We start from the raw sequence: 12,861 nt of genomic DNA, 5'->3' as shown, positions 1-12,861 counted from the left end.
TCCCTTACGATTGTTCCGATCGCTATGCCTGCAACGCGCCTTCGGCCATTTCGGCAAGCACGGCTTCTGCCGCTGCCTTGCGATTGGCTGCCGCGATGATCGGCCTGCCTACCACAAGATGGCTTGCCCCGGCGTGCAGGGCATCAGCCGGCGTCATCACGCGCTTCTGATCGCCCTTGTCAGCGCCTGCCGGCCTGATACCGGGCGTTACGATAGCCATGTTTTCGCCGACGATCCGCCTTACGGAAGCGGCTTCGGTGGCGGCACAGACTATTCCGCCCATGCCGGCCTCCAGCGCCTGCTGCGCGCGCCGGGCGACGAGGCGCTGCGGCTCATCGCGATAGCCAGCCTCCACCAGGTCGCCAGCGTCCATGGATGTGAGCACCGTGACCCCGAGGAGGCAAAGGTCCGCCCCTTGCGCCGCCGCCACAGCCGCCCGCATCGCCTTGGGATAGGCGTGGATCGTCAGCATCGATACGCCCATCCTGGCGATATTCTCGACGCCCTTGGCCACCGTATTGTCGATATCGAGGAGCTTCATGTCGAGAAACACCTTCTTGCCGGCGCGGACCAGTTCACCGGCAAAGTCGAGCCCTCCGGCGAATACCAGCTGATAGCCGATCTTGTAGAAGGAAACGGCGTCTCCCAGCTCTTCCACGGCTTCCGCGGCCAGCTTGATTGTCGGCACGTCAAGTCCGACGATGAGGCGCTCACGCAACGTCGCATTGGTCATTGAATCACCTTTTCTGTCGATCGCGGATCAATCGCACAGAATCCGGCTCCGCGATAGGGCGAACTTCGCTCAGTCGGCGCGGCGATAGACCCAGAGGCGGGCCGGAGGCACGTTGCGAATGATGAAATCGAGATGTTCTATCTTGTAGTTGCCGCGCCCGGCAGGGACGGGCGACATGGGGCCATAGGTGATCTGCACGACCGGACGGCCATGGGGAATACGGCGCAGCAGATCCTCGATGATCTTGACCCGGTCGTTGACGGGAAAGTTCAGAAGCGGCACAGCCGATACCACCGAATCGAACTTCTGGCCGCGCTGTTCTCCGAGCGTGGTGTCGAGATCGAAAGCGTCGCCCTCGACGATATTGACGCCCGGAAAGTCCTCGCGCAGATGCTCGGCAAATTCCGAGGAATATTCGACACAGTAAAGATCGGAAGGCGCGACACCGCGCTGCAAAATGGCTTTGGTGATGACGCCGGTGCCCGGTCCAAGCTCAAGGACCGGAAGGCCCGACTGCGGGTTTACGACGCTTGCCATGCGCCGCGCCGTGACCGAACTCGTCGGGAGAATGGAGCCAACTGCCTTGGGACCATGCATCCAGCCTTTGAAGAACCGGATCTCCTCGTCGAATTTCTCGGCGAGTTTCTTGCCCAAGGGTCTTGTCATGCCTGCACTCCGTCGCGTTTGAATAAGTTTATGCCGCATCCAGCGCCATAAGCAAGTCCGCCGCCAGGGCGCTGCCCATAAATTATTCGCTCAGGCCTTCGAAGAACTCCTTCATCCGAGCGAAGAAACCGGTCGATTGAGGGCTGTTATCCTGCGAGGAAATCCGCTCGAACTCTTCAAGCAGTTCGCGCTGGCGCTTGTTCAGGTTCTGCGGCGTCTCGATCGCGATCTGGATATAAAGGTCGCCCATGGCCGCCTGACGCAGCACCGGCATGCCCTTGCCCTTGAGACGGAACTGCTTGGCATTCTGCGTGCCTTCCGGGATCTTGACCCGCGTCTGCGTACCGTCCAGCGTCGCCACTTCGAATTGGCCGCCAAGGGCTGCGGTGGTCATCGAGATCGGCACCTTGCAATAGAGATCCGCACCGTCGCGCTGGAAGAATTCATGCGGCTTGAGCGACAGGAAAATATAGAGGTCCCCGGCCGGGCCGCCACGCAGCCCTGCCTCGCCTTCGCCGGTAAGCCGGATGCGTGTTCCATCCTCGATGCCTGCCGGAATGTTGACTGAGAGCGAGCGCTCCTCGGTCACACGGCCCTGGCCGCGGCATTTCGAGCAAGGATCCTGGATGATCTGCCCGCGACCGTGGCAGCTCGGGCAGGTGCGTTCGATCGAAAAGAAGCCTTGCGCCGCCCGCACGCGACCGGAGCCGCTGCAGGTGCCGCAAGTCACAGGCTGGGTGCCGGGCGCGGCGCCACTGCCATTGCATTCGTCGCAGGTGATGGAGGTCGGCACGTGTATCTGTGCCGTTTTACCGGTGAAGGCTTCCTCCAGGGTAATTTCCATATTGTAGCGCAGATCCGCGCCGCGCTCGCGTCCGCCGGACCTGCGCTGGCGGCCACCGCCCATCATCTCGCCGAAGATGTCCTCGAAAATATCGGCAAAGCCACCTGCCCCGCCGAAACCACCACCGCCGCCCATGCCGCCATTTTCGAAAGCGGCATGACCGAACCGGTCATAGGCAGCGCGCTTTTGCGGGTCTTTCAGCGTTTCATAGGCTTCGCCGATTTCCTTGAATTTGTGTTCGGCGGCCGCATCGCCCGGATTCTTGTCGGGGTGGAATTGCATGGCGAGCTTGCGGAAAGCGCTTTTCAGTTCTTTCTCGTCAGCGCTTCTGGCTACGCCGAGGGTTTCGTAATAGTCAGCCTTCATCCAAACACTCGTTCCATAAATCGCAGAGCCTGCGCCCGAGGCTCGTGTCAGACCGGTATTTAGGTGCTCATCACAGCGATTGCCATAGATAACTTAGCCTGATTCGGGCAAAAAGGCGCTTATTTGACGATTATCGCGCTTGTGTGGCAGCTATTCCACGAATCGCCATTTCGCAGTATTTCACCGCACCGCAAAAAAGGCGGTGCTTCGCGCCCTCGCCGCGGGCGCGAAACGGCGATTGCCGACCTCACGGCATCGCGCATCTCGCAACAGGCTTCAGTGCGGGCGTCTGACTGCCGTCCGGAGCAAATGACGGCGGCAGACCATCTGCCGCTGGTTCGCTTGCCCAGCAACTCGGCGCGGCTCCAAGGGTGAAATCCAGCGAACGTTCTCCTTTCATTGGGTGGAATGGCAGCCAGGTACTGTGATGCGGCTTGCCGTCGACCAGCAGGCCCTGAACATAGGGTGCCGGTGCCTCGGGAGCCGTGATGGTGAACAGCCTCCGTTTGCCCTGCCAGACCACTGCCTTCGAGAATAGCGGGCTGGTCAATGTCAGCCCAGGCTCCGCCAGTATCTCCGGATAGAGCCCGAGTGCCGACCAGACGTACCAGCCGGACAGCGCGCCCTCATCCTCATTGCCCGGCAGGCCTTGCGGACTGTTCTTGTACAAAGTCTGCCGGAGGCGACTGACGAGCGCCTGCGTCTTGTAGGGCTGGCTGGTCCAGTTATACATGAAGGGGGTGGCGAAAGAGGGCTCATTGCCAAGCCACAGATAGGGCGCCCGCTCGCCGCCCGCCAGATATTTGGTGAACTCATCGAGCCGCGCGACGGCATCAGCTTCCGAATTAGGATTGATCTTGGGATATTTTACCAGCATGCGAAACAGACCGCGAATATCATGCGGCACCATATAGCCATATTGTTCGGCATTGCCTTCGCGATACTCGTTTGTCGCTAGTTCGAAGCCCATCCAATTGTCATCTTCGTCGTGCGGCTGCAATTGCGGATAGGGCTGGCCGGCTATCTTGCTCCAGCCGGGGTTGAAAAGATTGCGCCAATAGCCCGAACGCTTCAACAGATCGGCGGCATGGCCCGAGGTATTTCCGACCAGCAACTGGCTGCCCGGCTTGTCCAGCGCCGCCAGAAAGCGCGAAATGGCGAAATCGGTGCTGACATACTCCAACGTGTTCGACGTCGCGGTATTGTTATACATCATACTGCCTTCACCAGATCGAAGGTAGCCGCGCTCGATATATTGCTCGATATGGGGTAGTGGTTGCACCCGTCGACATTTAGCCTTCCTGCCTAAGGCCATGTCGAGCATGATCTGGCGCGCCGCCGCCGTATCGAAATTCCTCGCTCCGAAGGCATAATTCTGCGCAACGATGATCGAAGCGCCGTCGCCCGGCATGATATTGCTGTTGGAATTGCCCTCGACCCACATTGGAAAGACACCACCGCACTGCCTGGCATCATTGATCAGGGACTGCGCCATGTCGCTCGATTCGGTCGGGGCAAGCAGCGATTGCAGCGGCGCGAGCGAGCGATATGAGTCCCAGCTCGAAAACGTGGTGTAGTGGGTTCGCCCCGGTTCGACCTTTTCAACCGTGCCGCGTCCGTCGAAGCTCATATATTGCCCGTTGAAATCATTGTAGACGGATGGCGCGAAGAAGGAATGGTAGAGCGCCGTATAAAAATTCACCCGCTCATCCGCGCTGCCGCCGGTGACTTGAATAGAGTTGAGCCGTTCATTCCAGGCAGCGTCGGCATTCTTCCGGACCTCGTCGAAGCTGAGCGCAGCGGATTCGGCCTCGAGGTTTTCCCTGGCATTCGCGGTGCTGACATAGGAGACACCGGCCTTCATTCCAATCATCGTCTTGGCACCCGCCGTCGGCGCGAACGTCAGAATGGTGTCGTTGTCGCTTACGGTGAATGGCTGGTCGAACTTCGCATAAAAATAAACTTCGTAAAAATCGCTACCGCAAAAGCCGCCACCCGTTGCCGAGGCCGATATGGTACGGGCCGCCTTGTCTACCTTTGCCTTCCCATAGTTGAACCACAGCATGGCATTGCTACCGGCGGGAAAGGTAAACCGGCCGGAACCGGTTCGAACCGTCGCGGTTAGCTCCGTTTCGATGTGATTGTCGAACTCGACGCGATAATATCCCGGCTTTGCGACTTCATTGGCGTGACTGAACGTTGCGCCCTCATCCGTAACATTGCCGATAGGCTGCACCTTGAATGGCGCTTGCGTTTCGCAGCCAACACCATTGAGATTGATCATCGGAAAGCCCTGAATCACATTCGAGTCGTGATGATAGCCGCGTGGCGACCATATGGTATCGATGGTGTTCGTCTCCGGACCCCAGGACACCATCCCGAACGGAACTTTCGCGCCCGGATTAACGAAGCCGCCGAACAGGTACTCCGTGGAGCCTGGAACATCGGATTTCGGTACCTCACCCGAACCGATGAGCGGATTGACGAATTGCGTCAGGGCAACATCCTGACGCGCAGGGGGTACTTCCTCCACCACTGCGCCCGGAGCAGCGCTCATGCCGGGTACATCGTCCTGCTTCTGTGCCGGTGCAGCAGCGGTCGTTTGCTGCAATGGATTCTCGGCGGCATTGTCGAAGGTAGTCGGTGAGACCGCATCCCCTTCGTCGCATCCTGCCAATATCGAACTGCCAAGCAATATGGCTACGAGCGAACGTTTGAAAAACATGATTCCTCCCAATGGATTTCTTTGAGCCAGTCGCCGCGATGCGGCAGTAAAAATAGGCACGCCTGCAGGGTCCGCTCCTCCCAAAGCGGCTTAACCTCTTGGAACAATCCTGTTGTTTTCAGTACTCGACCGCTGTCGATTGGTCGCCGAAGCCCAGCCTTGGCCGGGCCCCGACTATTCATGAACGCCCTCGACCTCAGTTCGGAGGTGCCGAGCCCTCCTGTCCAAGAAGTTCAAACTCCGCAATCTCGACCGGCTGCCCCTGGAACTCCAACCTGAACCTGGAGAATGACGCCGGTGCCTTCAGCGCGAACGGCATGGTCTGCCGTGGCCAGGTGAACTTTATATTCGTGCGTTCATCCAATACGGTCCAATCCTTTCCATCGTTGGAGCCTTTCAACGTCCAACTGGTGGGCGGTTTGGCCAGCACGTCTGCGGAGGTCAGCGTGTAGAGCACGACCTTGTCGGAGGGATTGGGCGCGGTTTTTTTGGCTTCTATCCAGGTGCTTGCGGGAGTCACAATTGTAGCCGACGTCCTGTCGTGGAGTGTGCTCGCATCTCCACCGCTCGCCGATACAACGTAGGTGTCGGGCGGCAGCAAGGATGTCAGCGGTTGTGGCTTGGCATCGCCGACCGTGATCGAGGAGGGGACGTCATTTTCTCCCGTTCCCCAGCGCGATGGGTTTGGACCCATTTCGAACTCAAGCACGGCCCCTTCGGCGATTGCCGCATGGGAAATGTAGTTGTTGGTCAGCGGCTGGCCGTCAAGCTTGGCGCTCTGTATGTAGCGATTGACGGCACTGACGCCCGGTGCCTTGATGGTGATCGTGTTTTCCGCGCCTCCGGGCTTTTTCAAAGCTACCGTCATCCGCGGGAAATAAGGTGCGCCAATCGTATATTCCGGCCGCCCCATGCTTACCGGATAGAAGCCCATGGCGCTGAATATATACCAGGCGGATTGCTCGCCATTATCCTCGTCGCCGATATAGCCATCGCCGGTGGAATTTCCCTCTTCGTCGAAACCGGAGAAATAGAGCTTGTCCATGACATCGCGCAGATATTTCTGGCCGGCGAAAGGCGCAGCCGCATAATTATACATGTAGATGGAATGGTGCACCGTCTGGTTGTTGTGCTGATATTCCCCCGTTCCCGCAAGTTCATGTACCTTCAACGCCTCCTTCATCTCATGGATCAGGCTCCAGTAGCTTCCCTTGTCCTTGCCCGGCACTGTCCGGAAGAAAGCGTCGAGCTTGTCTTTCAACTTGTCGCGGCCGCCATAAAGGTTTGCAAGTCCCTGCCCATCCTGAGGCGCCAGGAAGGCATAGGACCAGGCATTGCCTTCCGTATAGCCATGTCCCCAGGTTTGCGGCGTCAAGTTCGTGCCCGATCTCCCAGATGTATCGTCCCAGCCTCCATTTTTATACTTGGGGCGAAACCACCCGCCTGCCCATGTTCCTGACGGTTCCATGGAGAAAAGATTGGCATAATGACGAGCTCTATTGTTGAAATAGATCGCATCGTCCGGCTTGTTGAGCGCCTGCGCCATCTGGGCAATGCCGAAATCATTGAGATCCGCTTCCAGCGACCAGGCGACATGTCCGGGCGCGGAATCATTATTGTTTTCATTCTGCTCCGTCGGCACATAGCCGTAGAAGACGGACGTTGCCATGCCTTTCCGGCCTTTAGCCCCTTCATTGCTATAGACGGTCGCATTGCGCAACATCGATGCGTAGGCGGACTCCACATCGAAATTACGAACGCCCTTCAGGTAGGCATCGGCAAAGATCACATCGGAGCTGGTCGCAACCATGCTGTCATTATAACCGGGCCCTGACCAACGAGGCACCCATCCGCCGTCCTTGAAGGCATTGACGAAGCCATCGAGCATCTCGCCAGCCTGCTCCGGCATGAGCAGCGTATAAAGCGGCCAAGTCGTGCGATACGTATCCCAGAAGCCGTTATTGACCCAGATCTTGCCCTTCTGTGGCGTCAAGCCGCGCTTATAGGGGCTGACATACTGTGCCTCGCCATCGACGTTCTCCCAGGCGGAATTCGGATAGAGCAGGCTGCGATACAGATTGGAATATAGAATGACCTTCTGGTCTTCCGTTGCGCCGCGTACATGCAGGATGTTGAGCTTTTCTTCCCACGCCGCCTTCGCCGCCTGCTTGACTTCGTCAAAACTCCGGGTCCCGATCTCCTGCTCAAGATTGGATTTCGCCTGTTTTACGCTGATCAAAGATGTCGCGATTGTCATTCCAACGACAGGATTCGTCGAAGTGTCGAGTTCGACCAAGGCGCTGACATTATCAGGCCGGTTCGATTGAACGATACTCCTGTCGAACCTGGCATAGAAATAGAGCTTCGCGACGCTCTGCGATGAGCCCTGGTCGGTGTGGCCGGACACGACGCCATTCGGCGCGTCGATCGAAATTTCGCTTCCATTCTCAAATACGTCGAAAAGAATCGCCGAACGGCCCTTGTGAGCGGGCAGGGAAAATCGGAAAGAAGCGGCGTGATCCGTCGGCGTGATCTCGGTCCTGGTGCCATTGTCGAACGTCAAATCATAGTAGTGGGCCTGCGCAGTTTCGTTCTTGCGGTCGTATCTTTGAGCGCGATTCACCTTGTCGGTTACGCCAGTGTTATTGATGGGCATGATCTGCAAGGTCTGCCGGTTGCCTATCCAAGGACTCGGCTCGTGCACGACGGCAAAAGCCATGATCTTGTCGAGATACTTGCCGTCGTCATGAAACTGGTAGAACCAGTTGGAATCGTTGCGATTGACTGGTGTCCAGAAATTGAACCCGAAGGGCACGGCGACAGCGGGAAACGTGTTTCCTTTGGTGAAGTCCCCGCTGGAATCGGCCCCGCGCATGATATTGACGTATTGCGCCAAGGGGCGGCGGTGTGGGATTCCCTTCAGATCGAGCAGATCATATTCCAGCTGCGCGACCATACGCTCGGTCTTTTGCAGGCTCTCGATGCCGGCGACGACCTTCTGCATCGTCGTTGTCCACACCGTCGCATCGTCAATGAGCTTCTCAAGTCTGGTGGATGGCAAACCCCCGCTTTTCAGTTCAGCGGTCATCTTCATGATATCGGCCGTAAGGAGATCAACGGAACCCACCATTGGCCGTACATTATCCTTGAGCTGCGAAATCTCCTGTTTGAACGCCGCCAATTCCTGTTGATCCGATTGCGAGGTTACCGAAGGGAGCGCATTTTCTCCCTCCATCGCCTCCAGACGGCGCCAAATGGCCTGTGACGCCGGAGCGGCATTCACCATCCGCGCGATAGGAGGCTGCAAATCTGCCAACTGCTTTGCGAGCCGATCATAGTAGGGCCGCTTCGCCACTTCCAGATCGGCTTGCGCGGCAACTACCAGGTATCGCAAATTGTCAATTTGCTGCTGCAGTGCAAGCAATTTATCATCAGCGGCAGCAGGTGCGAATGTGGCGTCGGCAACCGGTGCGTGTGAAACAGTAGGCTCTTCCGATTTGTCGCAGCTCACCAAGGTGACAGAGCTGAGCAAGCCGAACAAAATTGCTCGCTTAAGAGACATTTTTCCTCCCGAAATGAATAAAATATGAGTGCTGAACTGGAAACTGTCTGGCGAGACGCCAATGCTGAAATCGTCGCCTCCCACAACGAAATCAAAGCCGGATAATGGATACAGACTGAATCGGGGAATGGGGCGCTTCTGTCAATTCGCCATAAGTATAAGTGCCGCTGCCGACGATCCTTCGCGAAAATAATCGCTTTCGTCCATGGTTGCCGACCACAGCCATGTCGCGGCGCTAAGCGGTGTGCACCATTTCGACCGCATGCCCGACCCCGGCAGCGGCGGGCCAGTTGCACCCGCCGCCCACCATCCGGTTCACTGAGCGGCAGCTTCGCGCCCGAGCAGTTCGAGTTCGGCGATCGTCACATCCGAACCTACAAACGTAAACCGATAGCTCGTGTAAGTTTCAGGTTTTTCAAGCACGAATGGCTTTGTCTGCTGTGGCCAGGTGAACTTTACATCCGTGCGTTTGTCCAATTCGATCCAATCCTTTCCATCATTGGAGCCCTTCAACGTCCAACTGGTCGGCGCACTGGCCAACGTCTTGGACGAAGTCAGCGTATAGAGGTGCACTGTGTCGGCGACCTTTCGTTCGAACTCGACGACTGCCGCTTTGGATTCGGCGGACGACCATATCGTCTGGGAGTCCCTGTCAAAGAGATGATCCTCGCCTGAATCGCTGGTTCGGAGGGTATACCGTCCTCCTGGCAGCAAGGAGCTCCACGGCTGTGGCTTATCGGCTCCCTGAGTGATGGAGGCGGGGGCGGCATCCTCACCGGTGCCCCATTTTGTTGGATATGGTACCATATCGAACTCAAGCATCGCTCCGGAAATCAGTTCGTCATGGCTGAGATGGGTCCGATTGATCGGCTCGCCATTGAGCTTGACACCGAACACGAAGCGGTTCGAGGAGCTTACCTTCGGAGCCTTGATAGTGATCGTCTGCGGTTTGCCCGAACTATCGGTCACCTTTACCACCATCTTGGGGAAATAGGGTGCGCCGATGGTATATTCTGGCCGACCTACGCCGAGCGGGTAAATGCCCATGGCGCTGAACACGTACCAGGCCGACATTTCGCCATTGTCCTCGTCACCCATATAGCCGTCGCCGGTGGAATTGCCCATGGCATCGAAGCCGGACGAATAAAGCTTGTCCATGACATCACGCAGATGTTTCTGGCCGCCAGCCGGATACCCGGCATGGTTATACATATAGAGCACATGGTGCACCGGCTGGTTCGAGTGCTGGTATTCGCCCAGCTCATGATCCTTGCCGATCTCGTAGGCTGATTTGATTTCGGGCTTTTTTCTGTTAAAGCCACCATCCTTCAAAGGACTCATGGCGAACAGTGCATCGAGCTTCGTCCGCAGCTTGGCCTTGCCGCCATAGAGATTGGCAAGTCCCCGTCCGTCCTGCGGCGCCAGCATCGAATAGTGCCAGGCATTGCCCTCCGTATATTGCTCATACCAGCTTTGCGGCGTGCGGTTCGTATTACGCCACTTGCCCGCCGAATCCTTCGCGCGGAACCAGCCACCTGACCAGAGCCCGCTCGATTCACCGTCGAATATCCGGGCAAAGCCAATGGCATTATTGGCGAAATAGGCGGCATCATCCTTGTTGCCGCGTGCTCTTGCCATCTGCGCCAGGCCGAAATCGTTCAGATAGGCCTCCAGCGACCATGATACGGCCTCCGTGCCCTCCAGCGAGTATCCGTAGAAGGGCGTCTTGTCCATGCCCTTGCGCCCGCGTTCAGGGTTGCCACTGAAAACCGTGGCGTTCTTCACCATCGAATCATAAGCTGCGGTAATGTCGAAGTTCCGGATGTTTTTCATATAAGCGTCGGCAAAGATGATATCCGAACTCGTCGCCACCATCATGTCCTTGTAGCCCGGGCCCGACCAACGCGTGACCCAGCCGCCATCCTTGTAACCATTGACGAAACCGTCGATCATTTCGCCGGTCTGTTTCGGAAGCAGCAGCGCATAGAGCGGCCAGTTCGTGCGATAGGTATCCCAGAAGCCATTATTCACCCAGATCTTGCCGGGCTTCACTGTCGGTACGTCGATATAGGGGCTCATGTAATAGGCTTTCAAATCGTTGCCAGACTTGACGTTCTCAAAGGCGGAGTTCGGATAAAGAAAGCTTCGGTAAAGGTTGGAGTAAAGAATGGTCTTCTGGTCTCCGGTCGCGCCCTCGACCTCAACCAGACCGAGCTTCGCGTTCCAGGCATCCATGGCAGATTGCAATATCTGATCGAACGTCTTTGCCCCGATTTCCTGGCTGAGATTGTCCTTGGCCTGCTCGACGCTGATAAACGACGTAGCGAGGCGCAAGCCGATCTCGCGATTTGCCGCGGTGTCGAAACGCAGCCAGGCCGGCAAGGCATTGCCGCTCGTGATAATTGGCGCGATATCGAACTCGCCGTAATAATACATTCGGGGCGAACCGTGGTCCGTAAACCCGGAAATCGTGCCATCCTTCGTTATTTCAATACTACCAGAGGTGTCGAAAAACTTGTCTATGACAATAGCCAGATTCTGATTTTGATTGCGACTGGGCGTGAAGCGAAAATAGACCGCATGATCCGTCGGCGTCATTTCGGTGCGCGTGCCGTCCTTGAAATCGACACTGTAATAGTGGGCGAGGGATATTTCAGTGGCTCGGTCGAACTTCGCGCCGCGCGCTTCCTGTTCGGTTATCGGCTCAACGGCTGTATCTATGCTGCTGACCGGCATGATCTGCAGTGTCTGGCGATTGCCAATCCAAGGGCTTGGCGCGTGAACGACCGCGAAGGCATAAATTTTGTCGAGAAGGCCTGTGTCGTCTTCGTTCTCATAGAAGGTATAAAAGAAGTCGTTTCCATAATAGCCCCGATTGAGCTTCGTGTCCCGCCAACCGTTTATCACCTTCTTCTGGAGCCTGTTGACGGGCGTCCACATATTGAAACCGAACGGCAGCGCCATGGCCGGGAAGGTGTTGCCGCGCGATACGCCATCCGCGATGTAGGCGGCAGAATGAGCGCCACGCATTGTGTTCACATAGTCGGCGGGTTTAGCGCCCAATGTGTTCGCATCGGTCTCGAGATACACCCCCCCCGCTATCTGGCGGCTCAGCTTCATTCCTGATGCTGTGACGCGTACTCGCGTTGACACGCCACGCTTGTCGGGGTCCTCCTGGATCGGCAAATATTCCCCGATCGACGGCGGCTTCTTGGCAACCGGGGGCAGCGGCAGGCCAGAACCCATTTCCGGCATTGGCACGGACGCCGCAGGTTCGATCACCGGGAATATCTCTGCCGGCTCGGGCTTGGAGTTTGCTGTCGGTGCCGAAGGCTCTTCAATCGGGAAACCGGATGACGTCTTGGGAAGCTCTGCCTCGACATTCGGGACGGTCGGCGGCGGGGCAACAGCAGCAATGTCGGGCGCTTGTGGTGCCGGCGATGGTTCAATCGCCACAGCGGTTGGAACGAGCGTGGGCGTTGACGCAGGCGCCTCGGCCTCGGCACCCGGGGCCGGTGCTGGGCGCTCCGTGTCGACAATTGCCGGTATCTTGGGCGCCTCATCCTCGGCACCCGCGACGGCCGGCAGCGACACTGTAACATCGGGTGTTTGCAACTCGGGCGATGCCGGTTCCACTTTCGCAGTGCCCTTGTCGGCATTTGGCGTGACGGGCAGCGGCGGCAAGGTGGCAACGTCTGGTGCTTCCGCCTTGGGCGCTGCAGGTTCGATCGCTACGGCGGTTTGAACGAGCGTGGGCTTCGACGCAGGCGCCTCAGCCTCGGCACCCGGGGCCGGTGGAGGCGCTGGGCGCTCCGTGTCGACAATTGCCGGTATCTTGGACGCCTCGGCCTCGACACCCGGGACGGCCGGCAGCGACGCTACAACGTTGGGTGTTTGCAACTCGGGCGATGCCGGTTCCACTTTCGCAGTGCCCTTGTCGGCATTTGGCGTGACGGGCAGCGGCG

6 protein-coding genes are annotated in these 12,861 nt (G+C 57.8%); all 6 read right to left on the bottom strand.

Translation table 11 applies throughout. The features are described from left to right. Positions 1–22 precede the first annotated feature (22 nt). Entirely contained in the window at positions 23–733 is a 711-nt protein-coding gene (pyrF, locus tag OSJ75_RS06950) for an orotidine-5'-phosphate decarboxylase (RefSeq protein WP_267227340.1), read from the bottom strand. Between the two features lie 69 nt (positions 734–802). Next, positions 803–1,399 (bottom strand): phospholipid N-methyltransferase PmtA, encoded by a 597-nt coding sequence (gene pmtA / locus OSJ75_RS06945; protein WP_250019104.1) that lies wholly within the window; start codon positions 1,397–1,399, stop codon positions 803–805. An 82-nt stretch (positions 1,400–1,481) separates the two neighbouring features. Continuing rightward, the gene (dnaJ, locus tag OSJ75_RS06940; RefSeq protein WP_267227338.1) at positions 1,482–2,609 is read right to left on the bottom strand and encodes a molecular chaperone DnaJ; all 1,128 of its coding nucleotides are present in this window, start codon (positions 2,607–2,609) and stop codon (positions 1,482–1,484) included. 247 nt (positions 2,610–2,856) lie between these two features. Then, positions 2,857–5,334 (bottom strand): GH92 family glycosyl hydrolase, encoded by a 2,478-nt coding sequence (locus OSJ75_RS06935; RefSeq protein WP_267227337.1) that lies wholly within the window; start codon positions 5,332–5,334, stop codon positions 2,857–2,859. 196 nt (positions 5,335–5,530) lie between these two features. Continuing rightward, complete coding sequence (locus tag OSJ75_RS06930; RefSeq protein ID WP_267227336.1) at positions 5,531–8,896, bottom strand: GH92 family glycosyl hydrolase; 3,366 nt, start codon at positions 8,894–8,896, stop codon at positions 5,531–5,533. A 315-nt stretch (positions 8,897–9,211) separates the two neighbouring features. Beyond that, positions 9,212–12,817, bottom strand: coding sequence for a GH92 family glycosyl hydrolase (locus OSJ75_RS06925; RefSeq protein ID WP_267227335.1), 3,606 nt, complete (start codon positions 12,815–12,817; stop codon positions 9,212–9,214). Between the last annotated feature and the right edge of the window lie 44 nt (positions 12,818–12,861).

The organism is Phyllobacterium sp. 0TCS1.6A, from assembly GCF_026420825.1.
Classification (GTDB): domain Bacteria; phylum Pseudomonadota; class Alphaproteobacteria; order Rhizobiales; family Rhizobiaceae; genus Phyllobacterium.
Note: the sequence above shows the minus strand (reverse complement) of the source record. Positions and strands in the feature narration are given on the sequence as shown.

Bases quoted from the DNA above. Each gene is read 5' to 3' on its own strand.
- OSJ75_RS06930 (WP_267227336.1), bottom strand. From the start codon at position 8,896: ATGTCTCTTAAGCGAGCAATTTTGTTCGGCTTGCTCAGCTCTGTCACC.
- pyrF (WP_267227340.1), bottom strand. From the start codon at position 733: ATGACCAATGCGACGTTGCGTGAGCGCCTCATCGTCGGACTTGACGTG.
- dnaJ (WP_267227338.1), bottom strand. From the start codon at position 2,609: ATGAAGGCTGACTATTACGAAACCCTCGGCGTAGCCAGAAGCGCTGAC.
- OSJ75_RS06935 (WP_267227337.1), bottom strand. From the start codon at position 5,334: ATGTTTTTCAAACGTTCGCTCGTAGCCATATTGCTTGGCAGTTCGATA.
- pmtA (WP_250019104.1), bottom strand. From the start codon at position 1,399: ATGACAAGACCCTTGGGCAAGAAACTCGCCGAGAAATTCGACGAGGAG.